The sequence below is a fragment of the Bacteroidota bacterium genome (assembly GCA_040388375.1).
Lineage (GTDB): Bacteria > Bacteroidota > Bacteroidia > UKL13-3 > UKL13-3 > JAAFJM01.
Genome location: JAZKBU010000004.1, coordinates 293,184 through 314,089 on the forward strand (window position 1 = coordinate 293,184; position 20,906 = coordinate 314,089).

A 20,906-nucleotide genomic window follows, 5' to 3' on the forward strand; every position below is an offset into this window, starting at 1 on the left:
TAATATTAATTAAACCTGTTAAGAAGCGCATAAATACAAAGACATACAGGCCATAAATAAAACTGGCATTATTTTGCATTGTATATAAGTAGTATTTGATAACAGTACTACTAAAAAAGAATTTTCAGAAAACGCTGTTTTTAGTCAGAATATTCCGAACAATCTCTTTCTTTTCTTCGGCTAATCGAAGAAAAACAAATAGTACAAACATCAAAAACCTAAGCCCTCCTTTTAACGGGAGGGCTTTGTATTTTTAATATACCAATGCTTAAATAACAATATTATGGACCTCAGTTTAACAATGCTTTCCTTTGGAATACTTTACCAGGAAAGCCCGGAAAAAAATCCTGAACCACCAGACCCGGAAAAGCAAATCCCTAACAAGCAACCGGAAAGACATATACCTGACGTACCGCAGGAAAATCCTGACCCTACTAAACAACCGGATGAAGATGACCCGGCTAAAATACAACCGCCACCCATTAAAGACCCTGAAAAGGTTTTGCCTTTAACGCTTATTGGGTGGGTGTAAGTTGAAACGGGTATTACATTAGGCAACTTGTATTAACCCCTCACCAACAATAGCAACCACCCTATCGCTTTCAGCAGGCCTAATTACATAGCCTCCGGTAAACAAACCGAATGAAGGAAGGATACATTGTTGTGCTCCGAAATAATGATAAATGCCAATGCTTACAGAATGGGACAAACCAACTATACAGGTTGTTTTGATTTTTATAATTGTTTGGAGTGCTGCAATGAGTTGAATTTTTTTAACAGGAGGCTTTCTTAGTTTTTATCAGCCTACCAAAGGGAGATCAATTTCCTGAAGATACATCTCCTTGTACATAGTAGAATTTCTGAATTTGCCATTGAGCAGTCTCTTAGAGTATAATTTAGAATCTTCCTTAAAATCCTCCTCATTCTCACTTTTGATTTCAGTTTCAGCAATAACAATATTACCTGGATAAACAAAATAGGCCGGAATCACTCTTGAATCATTGATTCCCAGCTCCTCATAAATTTTATTCAGCCTTGTATAACCCGCCAATTGTCGGGCATCAGCAATACTTGGATTACCATTTTGATATCGGGGTTTGTACTTGGCATCCACTATCGCTTTTAAACCCGTGGATGTATTGATAATAAAATCCGGCTCTTGTCCATAAAATTTTTGATGATACTTTACTTCTCCTTCTCCTGAAAACTCTTCTTTCAACTTCTTAAAAACAAACAACTCAAACAGCTTACTCATATCTATCCAGAAAGGTGGGTGCAAACACTTTTCCGCAGAAACACTTCTGGCAATGTTATAATCTCTCAGAGCTAACAACTGATTCCCCAACTGAACAACTCGATTATAGTTCTTGTAAAAAGGGTTGTTTTCTTTATAGATTAAATGTGAAAAAGACTGTTTTCCTACTTGTTGAAATCCACCCTGACAGTAACGCCATATATCAGAGAGACTTTTTCTAATCTCATGTTGGGCCGGAAATTCATCTAGTTCCCGAGGAATTACAGATAAAATATGCTTAATAAACCTGTTTGCTTCAGTATCTACACCAAACTCTTGATATTGGCATACAGTGCTTGTAAGCCTATTCCTAAATACATTTTGTCTGATCTGATGCCCTACTAAGATTTTACCTTTAATTCGGCCCGATAAGTTTTCTTGCCTTTGATAATAAGACTTTTTCAATCCTCGTTTCAGCAAGTCCTTCACTGCAGATAAAAATTGTGCAATGAGAAATGGAGTTAAAAGAGGCTGCATTTTATTCTCGATTTCTATCCAATCATCTTCAAATTTTGTAACAACCAATCCATCCAAATGATCAAAATTTTCTGATTCCTTTAATGCTTCCAAGAGCATTTCAATATAGTTAACTTGGTATTGATCCGTATTGAGTTTTGGTGCCACATATATTGATAAACCTAATCTCGGTAAGCGGTCTAGGCCAATATAATAGGATGTTGAAATCCCACAAGAATAAACGCCCTCTTGTTTACCTAACTGGATGGATACACAATTTTTTTCCAAGTCTCCATTAATACAAATCTGATCCTCCAATATATCGGATGTAAAATAAGTATCCCAATCTGTCAGCTGTTGAAAAACCTTCAGATGATTCTGCTGATAATAATATTCAAAATGTTCAGAGATATTTAGCATTGGCCTACACCCATTAACTTAGTTGGTCGATAATCGCTTTTGCGGATTCTTTCAAAATACCGTCTTTGATATATTCTTCAAGAATGGGTTTGATTTCATATTGGATTCGCAAACTGAAATCGATTGGCTTTTCTTTTATATTATTTCCATTCTCATCCTTTTCGTATTGCTGAATAAAATAAGAATGTCCTAACCAGACATCTTTAGGATCAAAGTCGGTGTTTAAATAATCAGACTTTTCAATTGCGATGGCATTCGCAGAATAATCCATTTCGGGATTAAAGTTCTTGACGAATAAACCTGCAACCACATTAAAGATTTCCGATTTAAAATCATCACCTAACTCTTGTTGTAAATTTTTTGGTAATACCTCCACAAAGGCAAAACGTCTTCTAATGGCATAATCAATATGTCCTACGCTACGGTCCGCAGTATTCATTGTACCAATAATGTAAAGATTGGGAGGTAATACCAATTTATTGGATCCATCAACCTCATATACAGCCTCTACTTCTTCTCCGCGATATTCAAGAGCGTAAATTAACTCACCCAGCACAGATGAAAGATTAGCCCGGTTAATTTCATCGATAATTAATGTGTAGCTTTTCAATGCTTGCCTTTCACCTATTGTTTTCGGGTCAAAAGACTGCTTATTTTCCGTTAAGTGGCTCTTGAATTTCTCTATTAAATTTTGATATAAATAATACATCCCACTTCGCGCAGATTTCGAAAGAGCTTTGTTATCCTTAATCTTTATTGAAGGCGTGGAAAGATACAATCCTATATACCCGTTAATAATATCATTATCCTTAATCAGTACGGAATCCTTTTCGTTGCTATATCGGTTAACCCTTATTGATTTATCTTCTATCGCTATTATTTTAGGCTTAGTTTCACTTTTTATTAAAATCTCACCATGCTTTTCCAATTCCAACTCAAGGATTTCCTTGAATTTCTTGTATTCCGTCCCAACCCAAATTTCCTTAGAGATAAGCTCTGGTGTCTTCTTAAAGTCCAAGAAGCTCTTTAACGCTTCCTCTGCAAATAATCCAATACATTTATTTACACTTTTATATTCAATTTTATCTCCTCTTGATTCAGCAACTATTCCTCTAACAAAATCCTCGTATGTGTAACTGGGATGAAATTGGACAATTTTATATGCTGATTCTGCTAACCGCTTTTTTAGGAAAATAGCCATCCCATTCGCATAAGTATCTGGATTGGAAGACTTCTCTTTAACTACAGTTCTAATTTTATCAAATGTGACGCTATAGGGACCACCGGTATTTATTTGTACTTTGACCGTATTTGCCTCTATGTTTAAAATTTTGAAACTAGATGACCCATCAGGAGTAGGGATACTAAGACCAATCTGAAGATTTGCTGTGATAAATGCATCATCAAGAGATGAGTATTCCAACGTATCTTTTACAAGATCAACCGCCATTTCTTTAGCTAATCTTGTTTTCCCTGTTCCCGGAGGACCTTGGAGGATGATTTGCTTTTTGTAGCTAAGAAGGTTAATAATTTTATTCATCTGATTTTGATAGTTAACTTCTCTATAACATTTATATGAAACAACAGGTGATTGATTCCCTACACTTGGATAGCTAGATTTATAATATTTAAAATCTTGATAATCCTCTGGATTTACGCTTTCAATCTTCCTCGCTAAGTAAACCCAACTTGCCGACTTGTTTCCATCTGAATAGTCTGAGAACTTCTCTTGATACCAATTAATTTGTCCATATAGATTCGACCAGGTAGCCTTATCCAATTCTTGTTGATTTTCCGCAAAATCAATAATCTCAGCAATATACTTTACCTCGTGCTTTGAAGTATAAAACACTCTAAAAAAGCCATCTTCTTCAATACACTGTTTCAGAAGCTTTAGCGTACTTGAGGTGCCAACCGGCTTTTTGTGATTCCATAATACAATAGGTTTACCATTTTCAGAATCACTTATAGCATCTTCTTGCCAACCTGTTGAATCCGGACAGACCAAACCAATTACAGAATCTTTCCATTCTTTTTCGATAGCATAACATATCCGAGTAAGAAAATGAGTGTAATTTTCAGTATTATTAACCGTCAATGTCAGTTCTGAGAAAAACTCTATGAAATCATTCTTAAATGTTACCCCATTAAAAGGCTTCATAAACAAATTTTGAGAAATCTGACTTCTATGATTTTCACTCAACATGGTAAAATGGTCAATAGGGTTTAAAAGATACTCAACGGCATTTTTAACCGAACCATCAACCAAAACTTTTTCAAACTTGTATGTAATGAGTTGTTCAACCCAATTATTCATTCTTACAAAGGCCAATGCTAGAACCCTTGTATCCTCATATTCATTAAACTCATTTTTTCGGTGGGCTTTTGCGTCACAATAGGAAATAACACTAAATATTGCATTCCCAAATGAAAGAATATCTTGAGAGTTTTCAAGGAGTTTTTTTAACTCATGGTAATCCTTTTTCCTTGCAATGAGTAAATTCTTACTCTCATCGTTAACTTCTAACTGCAAAAAGTGCTGAAGGGCATCCTTTGCCTTTTGAAAATAGAATTCAGACGAGTTAGCAATCTTTAGTAAATTAGGATTGCTTATAGCCTCTTCTATTTTTTTTCTCAGAGCAAAATTCATTTAGTAGGCCTCCTACCTTTATACAATGCCCAGTCTTCTGTCACCATTCCGTATTGCTCCTCCACCATTTCCTCAGCCTCACCAACCGTCACCTGTCCATTAATCAACATAGGCAGCAACCAATCCCGTAAGGAAGAGAGTTGTTGGTTTTCTTGTTCATTTATCGAAGGAATTTTTACGCGTGAAATTTCATTAAAGGCCATGATGCATTTGTTTCTATTATGAGCCAGCTAAAGCTCGATATTATTATCACATATTTTGGCGAATATAAAGAAATGGGTAATGTATTTACGCTTCTTTTCTAAACTAGGCTTTGACGAAAGTAAGCCTATACTATGACCCAGACATCTAAAAAGTCAGAATATAGCCCGTAAAAACAATCAGTATTTATGGTGCTTTCAAGAGATCTTGATAAGAAAATAAAACAACCTACTTCCCAATACAAAACTTACTGAAGATATTCTCCAATAAATCATCGGTGGTAATATCGCCTACAATTTCGCCTAAGTGAAATATGGCTTTGCGTATATCAAAAGCCAACAAGTCGCCTGTTTGTTGCATGTCCATACCTGTTAATACATCTTGCAGTGCGGTGGCAGTATTTAACAAAGCTTCGTAGTGACGCATATTGGTAATAATTACATCGTTTTTTACTTCATCGCCACGCACTATTTCTATTAGCTTTTGGTTAAGTGCTGCTAAATTGTTTTTCTGTAAAGTGCTTACAAATATCGGTTTGGCCTGGGTGCCGGTAGCTGTAAAAGTATTTAAAATGGCCTCTTTGTTGCTTTCGCTGAGTAAATCAATTTTATTGGCTACGGGAATAATCACTGCATGGTTGCTAGCCAAAGCGGCTAATTCAGCTTGCAGCTCTTCACAGGTGGTAGTGCTGGAATCGAACAGGTAAATAACTATACCGGCTTTGTTAATGCTTTCAAAGGTGCGTTCTATGCCTATGGTTTCAATGGCATCGTTGGTATGTTTTCTTATACCGGCTGTATCTATCAGCCTGAACAAAATACCATCTATCACAAATGTTTCTTCAATAGTATCGCGCGTGGTCCCTGCTATATCGCTAACAATGGCTCTTTCTTCATTCACCAGCGCATTCAGCAAGGTTGATTTACCGGCATTGGGTTTACCCACAATAACCGTTGGAATACCGTTTTTAATGGCATTGCCATATTTAAACGATTGCAATAATGATTGGACCAGGTGCAAAATATTCTCCACCAGTTCTTTGAGCTGTGGCCTGCTGGCAAACTCTACATCTTCTTCGCCAAAATCTAACTCCAATTCTATTAAAGAAGCAAAGTTGACCAAGCGTTCGCGTAAATCAATTATCTGGCTGGAGAAACCTCCGCGCATCTGGCTCATGGCCGTTTGGTGGCTGGCTTCGCTGTTACTGGCTATTAAATCGGCAACGGCTTCAGCTTGTGTTAAATCAAGCTTTTTATTTAAAAAAGCACGCATGGTAAACTCACCGGGCTTGGCTGAGCGAGCTCCTTTTTTTATTAAGGTTTGTAGTATTTGTTGTTGAATATAAGCGGAACCATGGCAACTAATTTCTACCGTGTTTTCGCCTGTGTACGATTTGGGAGCTACAAATAAGGTGGCCAATACCTCATCTATAATATGTGGTTTTTCGGTATTGCTTTTATCAACTATGCGGCCAAAATGAGCGGTGTGTGTAGCTTGCTTGCTCAGGTTTTTGCCTTCAAAAACTTCATTAACCAAAGTAATGGCATTAGCGCCACTTATACGTATAACACCAATGGCACCAATGCCTTCAGGCGTAGCTAAGGCACAAATGGTATCGTTTAAATCACTTCTTAAATAATTTGTCATGAGGGGGCAAAAATAGCTTTTTTTAGCCAGAGGCTATTAGCCAAAACAATTTAACAATAAAGCCATTCAACAATACTAACCATCCAACACAACCGCTACTTAAACTTCCGGTCCTTAATAACGCCTTTTTGTTTGAGGTAATTAAAGTTACTGCGTAAGCGTATATACCAGAATATCTTTTCTTCAATATAATACTCGCTCGTATTGGGAATTTGCGTTTTGGTTTTTTGGTATATGTTTAAGCAATAAGCTTTGTAGTAATCGCCATTTTTAGACTGCTGTACGTTGTATAACGGGAACAACCCCCTCTCAGTACTGCTATCTTTTTTTACATTGGCATATAGCTTATAAAGCAATCGTGTTTCGTAATCGCCATTAACATATTGGTCTTTGTAAAAAGTTCTCCATAAAAAGCTATTGGTGGTTTTTACATTAAAAGTATTCCGGTAGCTATATAGTTGCCATAACAATTGAAAACGTTTGCTGGTATTGGTGCGCTGGCTAAAAAACAAAGGCTGAACGGAAAAGTAATTCATACTATCGGACTTTTTATACCAAACCAATGGTGCTGCATGGAAATAACTGTAGTTGTTTCCTTTTATACGTTGTACCAGCGGCCATAAAAAACTCCACGATTTTACCTTGTCGGTTTTTTGGTAACGGTACAAAAAGTAAGCTATATTAAAGCGCGTATTGGTATTATCCTTTAAGCGGTTATAGTTGTATAAAGGCCATAAAAAATGCTGCTCTTTTTTTAGGTTTTTAATGGACCAGAACAGCGGAGTAATGGCCAGGTTTTGTGAAACTGCATCTTTGTTGAAATGGTAAACCGGAAATAGGGTTAACCATTTTTTATCATTGTTCTTAAAGCTCCAAACTATTGGGAATACAACACGTTTGCGTTTTGTTGGGTAGTTCGCATATCGTTCAACTACATCAAAATAAATTGGAAACAAGGTATTACTCGTTTTTGTTTGCCCTCCTCCGTATTCGTATTTGTGCCAATAAATAGGCAAAATTCTAAAACGATTGAGTGATGTATTACTCGAATCCTTATTAATCCAAACCAATGGGGTTAACATGGTTCTTCTTTGCGTGCTTGTTTTATTAAACCGGGTATCGTGAAAATAAAGCGGAATAAACAGGAACGATTTTTTAGCAGGTGTTTTATTGGCAAACACCAACGGATAAACATGAAGCGTGGTTTTATTTGTACTTTGGTAACTGTAAACCAAAGGGAATATAAAGTTTGACTGGTAAGCGTATTTGCCCGTATCTTTTTTATTAAACCAGAGCGGGAACAATGTTTTGCTGGTATACGAGCCATCTTTAAAATACCAATACAAAGGCGTTATGCCAATAAGCTTGTGTAAATTATCGGTGCTGCTTTGGTAATGGAACAAAGGAAACAGCGTACGCGATTTTTGAAAACTATCCATTTTGCTCCACCAGATTGGAAACAGTACATGGCTTTTCATTTCAGGCGATTTGGTCTTCCAGAATAAAGGTGTAATAGCTGTTATGGTTGTTTTGTCTGCCAGCTTTTCCCTATAATAAAGAGGGAATAAACACCTGTAAGTCCTGTTGCTGTCCGTTCCACTCCACCAAATAGGGAACAATACAGTTCTACTATAACCCAGGGCTTTTATACTCCAAAATAAAGGAGTAACAGCCGTTGTGGTTAAGCCGGAGTATTCCTTGTTTCTGTAGTAAAAAGGAATCAATAAGCTTGATTGATGAAAACTATCTTTTGTACTCCACCACAAAGGAAACAAAACGGTGTTTTTTTCGTCTTTGGTTTGTTTACTAAAGTATATAGGAAGTAATGTTGTTTTATTTAAGCTCTTGCTTCGTGTTTTGTAAAACAAAGGAAAAATAGATAGTTGTTTGATGGCATTGCTGTCGAATCCATTTTGTTCAAAGTGTACAAAAGGTAAAACAGTAACTGATTTGTGCTGCTGGTCTTTGTATTTCCAATACAAAGGAAACAGTGTTGTATTGTTGTGTGAATTGTTTTTATAGTGCCAGTAAAATGGGAAAATAACAGTGTTGTCGGTAGTATCGTTTTTACTGACACGCTTATCGCTCCACACAAAAGGAAATATAAAATACCGACTTTGGCTGTCGCCTTTTACGCGCCATACAAAAGGGGTATAAGCGCTTAGCTGATAGCTTTTATTGGTTAAAGCATAGTTTTGATAAAATGGAAATACCGTTAGGTTTTTATAAGCTGCATCCTGGTATTTCCATACAATAGGAAACAATACTTTGTGTTGGTATTGCTTCTTGGTTTTTGAAAACCAAACAGGAAAAATAGTATTGCTTTTTAAGTAGGGCAGGCTATCAACCAAAATGTTTCTATACCACCAAACGGGGAACAGCGTTTTGGAAGTACGGTTAATTTTTAAATTTTTATCGTAGCTGTCGTGAGCCCAGTACAATGGAGTAATACCAATGGTTTTGGAATTGTTGTTGCTTTCGTTTTTAAAGTAAAACGGAAACAAGGCAAATGTTTTTTCGTGCCAGTCAACTTTTCGTGACTTATAGCTATACTCGTTTTTATAAAGAATGGGCACAATTAAACGGGTGTTTTCCCATTTGCTTTTGTAGCTATAATAAACAGGTAAAATCAAATTCGTTTTGATGGTATCGTCCCCGAGGTATCGTTTTTTATTATACCATATTGGCAATAAAAGGTGAAACTTGGCTTGCGTGTTTTTATTATAGAAGTATAGGGGAAGTAAGGATTTAAAAGAACTGTTATTGTCTTTCTCGGCATAATAAACAGGGAATATATATTTGCTTGATGAGCCATAACCATTGGCTTCTTTATAATAAAATGGAAATACAGCTAAGCTTTTTTCCTTATTCCATGTTTTATAAAATACAAAGGGAATAAAATACTGTTTGTATATAGTATCATACCTGGTAACTTGTTTAAACCTGTACCAAACCGGAAACAGTAAATGACTGCTTTGGTTAGCCCCACGCGATTGCCAATACAACGGAAATACCGTTAATGAAGTATCAACAATAGAGCGCTTATACCACACGATGGGTATATATGATTTGTTCGTGTATGCTTTGCTTTTATAAGTATAATATAAAGGGAATACAAAAGTCCTTCGCGAAGTATCATTTTTCCAATATTCATTCTTTTGCCAATAGATGGGAAACAATATGTTTCGGTTAAACTCAGTGGTGCGTTTATGCCAAAAAAGAGGCGTTACCACAAGGTTTGTTTTTGGATTTAACCAATCAAATGTTTTGTCGTAATGCACCAATGGAAACAATGTAAAGCGGGTAAAGTCTTTATTGGTATGGGTAAATAACAAAGGGAACAAAACTGTTTTATGAGCTAAGTGTACAGAATCGTTTTGTTCATATTTTTTAGAGTAAAATAACAATAAGGCTGAGTGTCGTACCGTTCGGTTTTCTTTCTTGTAAAAATACAAGCCCGGGTAAAAGGAAAAGTTTTTTTCGTTTAAGTCGTTTATTTTTACATACCTGTAAATGGGAAATAAAGTATTGGTAGTTCTATATTCATTGCGGTAATACCAGTAAATAGGGAAGGCCACAAAATTACTTTTGTTGTTTATCACATCGTTTTTACTCCATATAAAAAAGAAAAAATTGTTTTGCGTTAATAAGCCTGTTTTTGATTTAGTAATGTTTAAAAAATTGATTTCAGGAGCCAACTCTAAAAAGCGGTACGACTTACTTTTAGAGGTAGTATCGCTGATGATGCGGAACAAGCTTGGATAATAAAGCGTACCAATTCGGATGTCTTTTAAAGCAGCGCTGCTATCGTACCAGTAAAAGGGTAAAAAATGATTGTGCTTGTAAGGTGTTGTATACGATTTATAACTTCTGTAAATAGTAAAGAAAAGCTGTAAATCTTTATAGTCTTTTGTTTTGTGTTTGTAAATCAGTGGCCACATGTGCCTGTTCTTATCGCGCACCAAACCAAAATCAAACTTTAACTGGTTATTGGTGGAGTCAACCTGGCTTTTAACAATTTTAGAAGCACTAAACCATAAAACAAACAGCAGTATATATTTCCATTTATAACCCATACTTTAATTAATACGGATTATTGTTTATCCCAGATAGGTAATAAGTTTCCTCTGGTATCAGCATACAATGAAACACCGCTGTATACAACCTCGGCAATACCATCGTCAAAAGTGCCAACAAAGTCGTATTCTAATTTTATAATTAGTTTGCCCTGTGCATTAATGGCTCCCCATTTGCTTCCTTTTCTTACAGGACATAAGCCGTTGGCAAAATAGGCTACTTCATCGTAGTAAGGATTCATTTGTATTTGGCCTTTGGCATTGATAAAGCCTAGCTTGGCCCCTTGCTTAAAACCGGCAAAACCTTCGGCAAACGGGCGTAACTCTTCGTAAACAGGTTCAAATTGTTTCTCTCCCAATTTATTAATAAAGCATGACTTACCATTCATAGATATTTCGGCAAAGCCGTTAAAAAACATGGTGGCAAAATCATATTGATTGGGAATAACAACAGTTCCGTTGGTGTTTATATAACCAAACTTTCCTTCTTTGATACAGATGGCTAAGCTATCGCTAAAGTCGCTTATTTCGCTATACTCTTCCGATATTTTGGTACAACTTGTATTGATTAAATAGGTTAAGCCATTTTCCCTTACCCGTGCTACATGGGTATTAAAGTTAACAGCATCGCGGTATTTAAAGTCCGATACATAAGCTCCGTTTTTATTAATATAAGCAAAGCGATAAGAGAGATTACTAATATCGAAACCAAACTTTTGGGTTATATCATCTACCTTTTTACTCACACGTGCCAGGCCGTTGTAAAATGGGTTAGCCTCATATACAAAGCTATCGAGTTTTAGAACAGTTTTGCCTGTATTGTTTATATAGCACCAGTGTTTTTTGAAATCGCGAACGGCACACAAGCCTTCGCTAAAGGTGGAGATGTATTCATACAAACCCGTATCAATAATTCGTTTTTCCTGTACGTTAATTAAGCAAGGCTGGTTGCTTAAGGCAACTACAGCATGGCCTTCATTAAACTCTAAAGCAATATCGTATTTGGGTTGAATAATTACTTTTCCTTCGGTATTCATATAACCCCATTTGTTTTTAAGCAGTATAGGAAACAACTGCTGTGCACTCACACTGAGTGAAACAAAAACAACAAGGCCAAAGGTTAATAAAGGGTGTTTCATAACTACAATAGTAAGGTTTATAGGTTTTTTATAATTAACATTTTATTGCAATACCTGCATAGTGGCTTGTGCTTTTAACAAACACTCTTCGTATTCCTGTTCGGCTATGCTATCGTAAGTAATGGCTCCACCTACCATTATGTTTAAATATTGATTATTGGCATTGTATTGAATGGAGCGGATAACTACATTGAAATCGAAGTTTCCGTTAGGGGCAAAATAGCCCACTGCTCCACTATACAAGCCGCGTTTGGTTTGCTCGTATTGTTCAATTAATTCCATGGCCATTACTTTGGGCGCACCTGTCATACTGCCCATGGGAAAAGCATGTTTAATGGCATCTGTTACAGGCACATCGTCTTTTATCCGGCTCGATACGGTTGATATCATTTGATGTACTTGCTTAAATGAATAGATACCAAAAATTTCATTTACCTGTACGCTTCCTGTTTTTGAAACTCTTGCTAAATCGTTACGCACCAAATCAACAATCATTAAATTTTCAGCACGTTCTTTCTCTGAATTCAGCAAATCGTTTTTAAGTTGTAAGTCGTTTGCTGCATTATTCAAATCACGTTTAATAGTGCCTTTAATGGGTTGTGAGTATAATACATTGTCTTGCTTGGTAATGAATCTTTCCGGGCTTGCACAAAGTAAATATTGCTGCCCATGCTTTACATAACAGGCAAAAGGCACGGGCGATTTTTCAAGTAATTGTGTGTAAACTGTTGTTGGATTGATGACTGCTTTGTTATCAAAAAACTCCATACAATAATTCAGCTCATATACATCGCCTTCAATAATGTGCTGCTTTATTTTTTCTACATTGGCTAAGTAATCAGCTTTGTTTACACGAGCCTGTAAGTTTGTTTTTTGTGCAATGCTTTCACTAGTTGGGTTTATATTTCCAGCAGCATTTAACCATTCAGCAAAACTATTGTATGTAATGCTTTCAAATATTATCTGGTGGTTCTTATCAATTAACAATAAATGCTCAGGCACAAAAAAGAACAAGCTTGGAAACTCTAAACCGTCAAAATGATTGGATTGTAAGGCTTCCACTTCATTTTTTAAATCGTAAGTAAAATACCCAAAACTATATTGGTTTGCATGCTCCGTTCTGAATTTTTTTAAAGCTTCAAAGTTGTTTTCATGCTTACCTATACAAGATGTTTTAACACCAACAGCCATGGCAAACTCTATATGATTTAAACCATAAGCATTCAAACTTTCATTGTTATCCAACAGCACACATACATCATACTGGTTTGCCCAATGCAATGCCTTTTGTTTTATATGTTTTAATTCTTCGGTGTTCAAGGTTTGTGCTAGTATCTTTTAACAATTCAACAATAATAACAATCGATTTATTGAATCGTTAACCCTTCAAATAAACCATCAACGGCTTTAATTTCACCGGTAGTAAATTTATTGAAATTGGTTAAATCGTTTTGCAAATAATGGTGCAATGGTTTGAGTGTTTCCTGATCAAACAAGCCTGTGGCCTCCACAAAAGCTTGGGCAACATTGTATTGAGGCAGCATTTTACCATCGTCTATTTTTATACAAACACCTATTTTTTGTTCCGGTAAACTGATACAAAAAATCCCTTCAGCACCCGTTTTGCCTATAATTTGTGGGGCGCATATTTGCATTAAGTCAGTACAGTATCTTTTAGAACCCGCTACCATAAACGGATATTCACTCACTGCTTCTATTACTGTTTTACATGCCTGTGTCAGCTTTGTTTCATAATTATTGTGAACCAAATTTTTAAAAGCAATGGCTTGGTTAATAACAGGCATAGCATAAATAGGCGCTGAACAACCATCTAAAGCAGTTGTCATTTTCTGACGAGGATACTCGTAAAGCTTTTCTACATATTCTAAAATTAATTGCTGTATCGGATGCGCTGGATTGATATAATCTGTGGTTGGAACATTTAATAATTGGCACAAAGCCAACATGCCCGCATGTTTACCACTACAATTATTATGTATATGTTCCGGTTTTTTATTGTCTTTTATTAACTGATCAGCATCGCGTTTCGATGATGGATATTGTGGTCCGCAAAACAGTTCGCTTTTGCTTAAACCTATTTTACTCAGTATAGATTCCACTACGCGCAAATGCTCTTGCTCAGCATTGTGCGAGCCACACATAATAGCAATTTCCTCTACCGTAAAACCAAATTTTTCTATTCCACCCAAAACTATTAAAGGTAAAACCTGAATAAACTTCATAGCCGAACGCGGGTAGCAAATTTGGTTTACATCGCCTTTGCTAAAAATAACTTGGTTGTTTTCATCCACCACACAAACCGTTCCTCGGTGAAAACTTTCTAATACATTAGCTCTGTAAACTTCAACTAAAATGGGGTTTTGCATATTTATTATTTGGAGTTGCAAGCAAATAAAAAATATACAATAACAAAAGGATAAACTATGTATGTTTGCGCACTTTTTATCAATAATATGTTTACAGGAATTATAGAAACAATGGCTACTTTAGTAGAAAAAAGAGTAGTTAACACCAATATAGATTTTTATTTTCATAGCCCTATTACCAATGAATTAAAGGTTGATCAAAGTGTAGCACACAATGGAGTTTGCTTAACCGTAGTTGAAATAAACCACTCTGTATACCGCGTTACCGCTGTTGATGAAACATTACAGAAAACCAATTTAAAACATTTACAGGTAGGGGAAAAAGTAAACCTGGAACGTTGCATGCCGGCACATGGCAGGTTTGACGGGCACATAGTACAAGGCCATGTGGACGACACGGCTATTTGTGCTAAAATAGAAGACATGAACGGCAGTTGGAATTTCTTTTTTAAAATCAATCCGATACATCAAAACTTATTGGTAAACAAAGGTTCGGTTTGTATTAACGGGGTAAGCTTAACGGTTGTAAATGCAATAGAAGATTGGTTTAGTGTAACCATTATTCCTTATACTTTTGAGCATACCGGTTTTCACCAGTTTAAAGAAGGCAGTGAAGTAAATATAGAGTTTGATGTAATCGGCAAATACATCAATAAAATACACGCCAGATAGTTTTGTTCCTTAATAAATTATTCAACTAAAATGCGTTCAGCAGCCTGTCCGCTTAGGCTAATGGTTTGTTTGCCCATTTTTATTTTCAATAAACCGTCAAATACTTCGCGGTCTAGCACTTCAATGTTTTCATAAAGCTTCAATCCAATTCGACTTAAGTAGCTTAAAAAATCAGTCGAAGAATCGCTCACCGCAACAAACTTTGTTTTTTTTCCAACTTCAATATTTGACAATTGCTTAAGGGTACTTTTGGGTAGTTTTCCATTTTTATCAGGTATGGGCGTACCATGTGGATCAAACTTTGGATTACTCAAAATCAAATCCATTTTATCGAAAAAAGCAGGAATTTGGATGTGCTCAATTTCTTCAGCTATATCATGTACTTCTTCCCAACCAAAGCCCATTACTTTTACCAAAAACAATTCAGTAAGTCGATGTTTTCTAATTACATCCAAAGCATACTTCTGACCCTTTTCAGTTAACACAAACCCTTTGTATTTTTGGTATTCAACCAACTCTTTTTCGGCCAGTTTATTTACCATGCTATTTATGGTAGGTAATTTCAATTTAAGCTTTTCCGATAATTTGCTGGCAGTTGCACCACTTGCCTGTTGGCTTAAATTATAAATGGCTTTGAGGTAGTTTTCTTCTGCTAAAGTGCGCATGGTTTTCTTATTGCAAACAAAGGTAAAAATATTATTTACAAAATAGCTTCTTAGCCAAACGAGCTTTATTTGCTTAGTCCTTGTTTGTAAACTTCCAAACAACGCTTACGGGCAAACTCATGGTTAACTATAGGTTGCGGATAACCAAGAGTGAGTAATTCGGGAACCCATTTTTTTATGTATTCGCCTTGCTTGTCAAACTTTTCGGTTTGTAGTGTAGGGTTAAATACCCTGAAGTATGGAGCTGCATCAGTGCCACAACCTGCCGCCCATTGCCAACCTCCGTTGTTAGCACTTAAATCAAAATCGAGTAGTTTTTGGGCAAAGTATGCTTCACCCCAACGCCAATCAATAAGCAAGTGTTTGGTTAAAAAGCTGGCTACTATCATCCGTACACGGTTATGCATAAAGCCTGTTGTGTTGAGCTCACGCATGCCTGCATCTACTATTGGGTAGCCGGTTTGTCCATTGCACCAGTTTTCAAAATCACTTTCATTGTTTAGCCATTGTATACGTTCGTATTCACTTCTAAAAGCACCATTTACTACATGCGGAAAATGATGTAAGATCATCATATAGAAATCGCGCCAAATCAATTCATTTAAATAAGTTTCACTTACTTTTTTACTTTTCCTTGCTTTTTCCCTAATGCTTATGGTGCCAAACCTAAAATGAATGCCCAGTTTGCTGGTACCTGCTATGGCCGGGAAGTTTCGCTGCTCCGCATAGTTTTTTATAATGCTTTGGGTAGTTTGTTTTGCAGGATAGTTGACTTGTACTTTTTCAAACCCTATACTTCGTAAGCTTATCAATGCCTGTATAGTATCGGGTTTATACAGTTGCGAAAAGTATTTTTTTGTTGGGTAAGCTTTTAAATAAAAATCGTTCAACCGGGCTTTCCATTTTTTTGAGTAGGGAGTAAACACCGTATAAGGTTTGCCATCATCTTTTACTACTTCCTCTTTCTCAAAAATGCATTGGTCCTTATAGCTGTTAAATGTTATTCTGGCTTTGCTTAACAGTTGCTTTACTTGGCTATCACGTTCAATGGCGCTAGGTTCATAATCGTGGTTAGTAAATACCTTTTGTACATTAAACTGACTAATTAGCTTTTGCCATACCGCTAAAGGAGAACCATATTCAACCCATAAGTCACCTTGCAATTGGTTAAGCTCCCGCTTTAATAATTCAATTTGCTCATAAATAAAGTTTACACGTTTATCCTGCTTATCTTCTAATTTATCCAATATATCCTTATCAAAAATAAACAACGGCAATACGGGTAAACCACTTTTTAAAGCATGGTATAATCCGGCATTGTCTTCCAGTCTTAAATCTCTTCGGTACCAAAAAACAGCTATGGCAGGTTTGTTCATTATTTTGATGCTAATAAATGGTTTATAGCGGGTTCAATTTCATTAAATTGAAAAGTAAAACCGGCATTTGTTATTTTTTGCGAAGAAATATGCTGACTGCTTAATATAATAGAAGTCATTTCGCCAAAGACCAAGCGTAATGCAAAGGCCGGTACATTGGGCATAAAAAAAGGTTTATGCAAAGCTTTGGCAATTTGTTTTGTTATTTCATAATTAGAAACGGGGTGAGGTGCTACCGCATTATAAGCCCCATTTATATTTTCATGGTGTGCGGCAAACAAAAACATATTGGCAAGGTCGTTTACATGAATCCAACTGGTTATCATTTTTCCATTGCCTAAAGCTGCTCCCAAGCCCCATTTTGCAGGTGCTGCTACCTTTTTTAAAAAGCCACCTTCAGCCGCCAATACAATACCAATACGTAATTTCACTACCCTTATACCTAATTGCTCAAACCAGTCTACTTCCTCTTCCCATTGTTGAGTGAGTTTGGCTAAAAAAGTATCACCTGCAGGTGCATTTTCCAATGTTAAGTCTTCCGTTATATTGCCATAAATACCAATAGCCGATGCAGAAACAATTACTTTAGGCTTTTGTGGTAAATCCTTTAAGCTGTTAAACAATAAACGGGTTGATAGTATCCGGCTGTCTATCATTTCTTTTTTGTAGGCAGGTGTCCAATTGTGGTCAGTAACCCCCGCACCTGCTAAATGTATAATCGCATCTACCTCGTTAAAACAATCCGTATCTATTTTATTAGCTTTAATATCCCAGTGAAAAGATTCCACCCCATTTTGTTGTTTATGGCTGCTGCTTAACCAGTTTACCCTGTTGTTTTTTAACAGCATTTCTTGTGTTATCCTTTTGCCAATCAGTCCACTGCCACCAGTTATCAGGTATTTCATAAAATATAGTTTATTTTCGAAACAATCTGATAGCTATAATGTTTACAAGTAATAAAAATAATCAAAGTAAATTGGCCAGTTTTTCGATTAAAGATATAGAAACCTTAACCGGTATTAAGGGTCATACCTTACGTATTTGGGAGCAACGCTATGGTATTATAAAACCAAAGCGTACTGATACCAATATACGCTATTACGATGATTGCGATTTAAAGCTGCTGCTAAACATTAGTGTTTTAAATAACCACAACTTTAAAATTTCAGAAATTGCCAAACTGAGCCATTGCGATATAGCCGCTTTGGTGGTAAAGCTAACTAGTCAAAACAATGAATACTCCAACCAGATAACATCACTAATAACAGCCATGCTGAGTTTTGATGAATTGGATTTTCACCAAAAACTGAATCAGAATATTATACAATACGGCTTAGAGCAAACCTTTATTAAAATACTAATGCCGCTCTTGAATGAAATAGGCATTTTATGGCAAATAGGTTCTATTCAGCCGGTGCATGAGCACTTTGTTTCCAATATTATTAAGCAAAAACTATATGTAGCTATTGAGAGTCAGGTAGGGAAACTATGCCATTGTAAAAAGCGGTTTTTACTTTTTTTGCCCGAAAGTGAAAGCCATTCCATGGGCCTGTTATTTGCTAATTTTTTAATTCGTTCGCGAGGCCATGAAGTTGTTTTCTTGGGGCAAGATGTGCCTTTACGCGATTTGCAGGAAGCTTTTAAAGCAGAATCACCCGATTATATTTTTACCATTGCTACTTCGTGTAACTTAAAAATATCGATGCAGGAATTGGTTGATTTTTTAAGCCAGAATTGGACGCAATCGCAAATATTAGTGACCGGTTATCAGTTTATGATTGCTGATTTAAACCTGCCAACCAATGTGCATTTAATTAAAAGAATGGAAGACTTTTTAGGTTTTGTCAATGGCCTTTCCATTGAGCATTTACGTGCTTCTTAAGCCAACAACTATTTCAACATTTCTGTTGCCAGCTCATCTTCGTTATTAACCATTTTATACGAAGGACCTAATTCAAACAATTTATCATTTATCTCTTCCTGTAATATTTGTCTGATGCGCATAACGGTTTTAATGCCACCTTGTATGGTTGTGTACTCCAATAGGCCTCCATCCAGTTTGCTGTATACATCATCCTGTTCGCCACCCATGTTTATTTTAGGAATTTCTTTACTAAACCAACATTCGGTTACAATGTCCTGCCCGTTTACCTTCATTTTAAGTATGGCTTTGGTAGCAGTAAAGCCGGCAATTTTCTTAGTTTCTTTGGTTATTTCAATCTCCACCTGAAACTTGCTGCTGTCGCCCAACATTTTTTTTATTTCTTCATCGGTTTTAATAAAGGCTACTTTCTTTTTGCGCTCTGCATTGTTAAAGGCAAACAAAAAGTGCTTTTTATTCGGATCCCTTATAATAATGAGTTTACCAAAAGGCATAGGTGTTTCCACACGGGTTTTACCATCTTTAAAATAAGCAGTAGCATCCTTGGGTAACATTTCAGCCATAGCCGTTTTTTGTTCAGCCGGAATATCCGGAAAATCCATTTCGTAAAATATTTTTCCTTGCTTAATGGTGTTTTGTGCAAAAGCTGTTTGCACAAAAAAGAGGCATATAATGGCAATAGAAACGCGTTTCATCATACTGCAAATAGCTATAAATAATTGATAGTTAATTAACCATTTATCCAAAACTTACCATAACACTTCACTTCATCAAACCCTAATGAAGCACTCTTTTATTTGGAAACAAAAGAGCAATTCACTTACTTGCTTAAAGGAAATATTTGGAACAAACCTTTAGCTTACAATCATTAAAATGAAAAAAATTACAACAACAATACTTGGACTTCTTCTGTTGGTTTTAACCGCTTACGGGCAGTCGGCACCACAAACAGAACAAACTCCTAAACCAAAACAAACCGCAAACAAACAGAGCAAATTTATTTATGTGCTTAAGCTAACGCCTACTTACCAAAACGAGGCTAACTGGACAGATGAAACACGTAAAATAGTTACGGCTCATTTTAACCAATTGAAAAAACTGAAAGAGGATGGACAGGTGATTTTAGCAGGAAAAACAGATTATACTAAGGATAATCCAGCTAATTTTGGTATCGTCATATTTAACGCAGAAAATTTAGAAGCGGCAAAAAAATTAATGAACAGCGACCCTGCCGTTATGCAAAACGTAATGACGGCTGAATTACATCCATTTTCATTGGCTTTATTGATAAATGAATAAATAGGCCTTTCGCAAGTGATTTTAAACAAAAACAACATCCATTGGATGTTGTTTTTGTGTTAGGGGTTATTTTGAATAAATCCACCTGATGCCTTCTTCTACTGGGCCCAATAACTTAAAGCCTGCTTTTTGAAGTACTTTTTGTGATTGAATACCATCTGGTAGTGTATCAGCTATAATTGATTTTAAGTCCGGATTTTCTGACATCCATTGAATTAAGCAACTTGTTGCCTCCGTTGCGTAACCTTTGTTTTCATACTTTTTATCAATATAATAGCCTATCATAACTTCCCCGTTTTTATCGGGCAGCCCATTACAGCCAATACCGCCAATAGTTATGTTCTCCAATTTATTTACAATGAGCCATTGAGTAAACCATTGAAAATGGTCTTGATTCGCTTTAACCATAGGTAAAATAAATTCAGTTATGGCAGTAGATAACTCTTCTAAAAAAGAATCGTCCGCATTTAGTTGAAGATTGGAGAAATTAAGACCTAAAAAACTTTCCAGCTTATTACGACTTTCAGATAATATAGTGACTTCCTCGCAGGATAAAGCCATCAGTATTAGTCTTTCTGATTGTATTTGATACATTTTATTTTTGTTTAAGATTTGGACATGAATAAATAAAACCCTTCATAAAAAGAGTTAAAAAAATGAATTGAAATCTTAAACGAGGTCAGGCAACTGACCTATAATTTTGAATAACAGAGGCGTTTATTTGGCGACAAAAATATTTTAT

The 20,906-nt window shown here is 36.0% G+C and carries 17 protein-coding genes; 4 read left to right on the forward strand and 13 right to left on the reverse strand.

The features are described from left to right. The first annotated feature begins 283 nt into the window (after positions 1–283). Positions 284–532 (forward strand): hypothetical protein, encoded by a 249-nt coding sequence (locus tag V4538_07040; GenBank protein ID MES2380778.1) that lies wholly within the window; start codon positions 284–286, stop codon positions 530–532. Positions 533–799: 267 nt separating this feature from the next. Here V4538_07040 and V4538_07045 read toward each other — a convergent pair whose 3' ends face one another. From V4538_07045 to V4538_07080, 8 genes are all read right to left on the reverse strand, one after another. Beyond that, a complete protein-coding gene (locus V4538_07045) occupies positions 800–2,170 on the reverse strand; it encodes a hypothetical protein (protein ID MES2380779.1) in 1,371 nt (456 codons plus the stop codon). A 13-nt stretch (positions 2,171–2,183) separates the two neighbouring features. Then, on the reverse strand, positions 2,184–4,820 hold the full coding sequence (locus V4538_07050; GenBank protein ID MES2380780.1) for an AAA family ATPase: 2,637 nt from the start codon (positions 4,818–4,820) through the stop codon (positions 2,184–2,186). After that, the gene (locus V4538_07055; GenBank protein MES2380781.1) at positions 4,817–5,023 is read right to left on the reverse strand and encodes a hypothetical protein; all 207 of its coding nucleotides are present in this window, start codon (positions 5,021–5,023) and stop codon (positions 4,817–4,819) included. The genes V4538_07050 and V4538_07055 overlap by 4 nt, the downstream gene beginning before the upstream one ends. Before the next feature lie 226 nt (positions 5,024–5,249). Beyond that, positions 5,250–6,668, reverse strand: coding sequence for a tRNA uridine-5-carboxymethylaminomethyl(34) synthesis GTPase MnmE (gene mnmE / locus V4538_07060; protein ID MES2380782.1), 1,419 nt, complete (start codon positions 6,666–6,668; stop codon positions 5,250–5,252). Between the two features lie 95 nt (positions 6,669–6,763). Further along, positions 6,764–10,744: a hypothetical protein gene (locus V4538_07065; protein MES2380783.1), complete on the reverse strand. Its 3,981-nt coding sequence runs from the start codon at positions 10,742–10,744 to the stop codon at positions 6,764–6,766. Positions 10,745–10,761: 17 nt separating this feature from the next. Further along, positions 10,762–11,883 (reverse strand): WG repeat-containing protein, encoded by a 1,122-nt coding sequence (locus V4538_07070; GenBank protein ID MES2380784.1) that lies wholly within the window; start codon positions 11,881–11,883, stop codon positions 10,762–10,764. Between the two features lie 42 nt (positions 11,884–11,925). After that, entirely contained in the window at positions 11,926–13,203 is a 1,278-nt protein-coding gene (locus V4538_07075; protein MES2380785.1) for an anthranilate synthase component I family protein, read from the reverse strand. Positions 13,204–13,250: 47 nt separating this feature from the next. Further along, the gene (locus tag V4538_07080) at positions 13,251–14,270 is read right to left on the reverse strand and encodes an asparaginase (GenBank protein ID MES2380786.1); all 1,020 of its coding nucleotides are present in this window, start codon (positions 14,268–14,270) and stop codon (positions 13,251–13,253) included. An 87-nt stretch (positions 14,271–14,357) separates the two neighbouring features. On the opposite strand from V4538_07080, the gene V4538_07085 reads away from it, so the two are divergent. Beyond that, positions 14,358–14,942: a riboflavin synthase gene (locus tag V4538_07085; protein MES2380787.1), complete on the forward strand. Its 585-nt coding sequence runs from the start codon at positions 14,358–14,360 to the stop codon at positions 14,940–14,942. Positions 14,943–14,959: 17 nt separating this feature from the next. Here V4538_07085 and V4538_07090 read toward each other — a convergent pair whose 3' ends face one another. From V4538_07090 to V4538_07100, 3 genes are all read right to left on the reverse strand, one after another. Beyond that, the gene (locus V4538_07090; GenBank protein ID MES2380788.1) at positions 14,960–15,607 is read right to left on the reverse strand and encodes a metal-dependent transcriptional regulator; all 648 of its coding nucleotides are present in this window, start codon (positions 15,605–15,607) and stop codon (positions 14,960–14,962) included. Positions 15,608–15,672: 65 nt separating this feature from the next. Next, on the reverse strand, positions 15,673–16,983 hold the full coding sequence (locus tag V4538_07095) for a deoxyribodipyrimidine photo-lyase (protein ID MES2380789.1): 1,311 nt from the start codon (positions 16,981–16,983) through the stop codon (positions 15,673–15,675). Next, on the reverse strand, positions 16,983–17,888 hold the full coding sequence (locus V4538_07100) for a TIGR01777 family oxidoreductase (protein ID MES2380790.1): 906 nt from the start codon (positions 17,886–17,888) through the stop codon (positions 16,983–16,985). The genes V4538_07095 and V4538_07100 overlap by 1 nt, the downstream gene beginning before the upstream one ends. 38 nt (positions 17,889–17,926) lie before the next feature. Between V4538_07100 and V4538_07105 the strand changes: the two genes are divergently transcribed. Beyond that, positions 17,927–18,865, forward strand: coding sequence for a MerR family transcriptional regulator (locus V4538_07105; protein ID MES2380791.1), 939 nt, complete (start codon positions 17,927–17,929; stop codon positions 18,863–18,865). Between the two features lie 8 nt (positions 18,866–18,873). Here V4538_07105 and V4538_07110 read toward each other — a convergent pair whose 3' ends face one another. Next, entirely contained in the window at positions 18,874–19,563 is a 690-nt protein-coding gene (locus V4538_07110; protein MES2380792.1) for a hypothetical protein, read from the reverse strand. Positions 19,564–19,738: 175 nt separating this feature from the next. On the opposite strand from V4538_07110, the gene V4538_07115 reads away from it, so the two are divergent. Beyond that, entirely contained in the window at positions 19,739–20,164 is a 426-nt protein-coding gene (locus tag V4538_07115; protein MES2380793.1) for a YciI family protein, read from the forward strand. Between the two features lie 66 nt (positions 20,165–20,230). Here the strand turns inward: V4538_07115 and V4538_07120 are convergent, their stop codons facing one another. Continuing rightward, a complete protein-coding gene (locus V4538_07120; protein ID MES2380794.1) occupies positions 20,231–20,758 on the reverse strand; it encodes a GNAT family N-acetyltransferase in 528 nt (175 codons plus the stop codon). Between the last annotated feature and the right edge of the window lie 148 nt (positions 20,759–20,906).

What these genes read in the sequence shown, in the direction of transcription:
- V4538_07040 (MES2380778.1), top strand. Translation starts at nt 284, where the DNA reads ATGGACCTCAGTTTAACAATGCTTTCCTTTGGAATACTTTACCAGGAA.
- V4538_07045 (MES2380779.1), bottom strand. Translation starts at nt 2,170, where the DNA reads ATGCTAAATATCTCTGAACATTTTGAATATTATTATCAGCAGAATCAT.
- V4538_07050 (MES2380780.1), bottom strand. Translation starts at nt 4,820, where the DNA reads ATGAATTTTGCTCTGAGAAAAAAAATAGAAGAGGCTATAAGCAATCCT.
- V4538_07055 (MES2380781.1), bottom strand. Translation starts at nt 5,023, where the DNA reads ATGGCCTTTAATGAAATTTCACGCGTAAAAATTCCTTCGATAAATGAA.
- mnmE (MES2380782.1), bottom strand. Translation starts at nt 6,668, where the DNA reads ATGACAAATTATTTAAGAAGTGATTTAAACGATACCATTTGTGCCTTA.
- V4538_07065 (MES2380783.1), bottom strand. Translation starts at nt 10,744, where the DNA reads ATGGGTTATAAATGGAAATATATACTGCTGTTTGTTTTATGGTTTAGT.
- V4538_07070 (MES2380784.1), bottom strand. Translation starts at nt 11,883, where the DNA reads ATGAAACACCCTTTATTAACCTTTGGCCTTGTTGTTTTTGTTTCACTC.
- V4538_07080 (MES2380786.1), bottom strand. Translation starts at nt 14,270, where the DNA reads ATGCAAAACCCCATTTTAGTTGAAGTTTACAGAGCTAATGTATTAGAA.
- V4538_07085 (MES2380787.1), top strand. Translation starts at nt 14,358, where the DNA reads ATGTTTACAGGAATTATAGAAACAATGGCTACTTTAGTAGAAAAAAGA.
- V4538_07090 (MES2380788.1), bottom strand. Translation starts at nt 15,607, where the DNA reads ATGCGCACTTTAGCAGAAGAAAACTACCTCAAAGCCATTTATAATTTA.
- V4538_07095 (MES2380789.1), bottom strand. Translation starts at nt 16,983, where the DNA reads ATGAACAAACCTGCCATAGCTGTTTTTTGGTACCGAAGAGATTTAAGA.
- V4538_07100 (MES2380790.1), bottom strand. Translation starts at nt 17,888, where the DNA reads ATGAAATACCTGATAACTGGTGGCAGTGGACTGATTGGCAAAAGGATA.
- V4538_07105 (MES2380791.1), top strand. Translation starts at nt 17,927, where the DNA reads ATGTTTACAAGTAATAAAAATAATCAAAGTAAATTGGCCAGTTTTTCG.
- V4538_07110 (MES2380792.1), bottom strand. Translation starts at nt 19,563, where the DNA reads ATGATGAAACGCGTTTCTATTGCCATTATATGCCTCTTTTTTGTGCAA.
- V4538_07115 (MES2380793.1), top strand. Translation starts at nt 19,739, where the DNA reads ATGAAAAAAATTACAACAACAATACTTGGACTTCTTCTGTTGGTTTTA.
- V4538_07120 (MES2380794.1), bottom strand. Translation starts at nt 20,758, where the DNA reads ATGTATCAAATACAATCAGAAAGACTAATACTGATGGCTTTATCCTGC.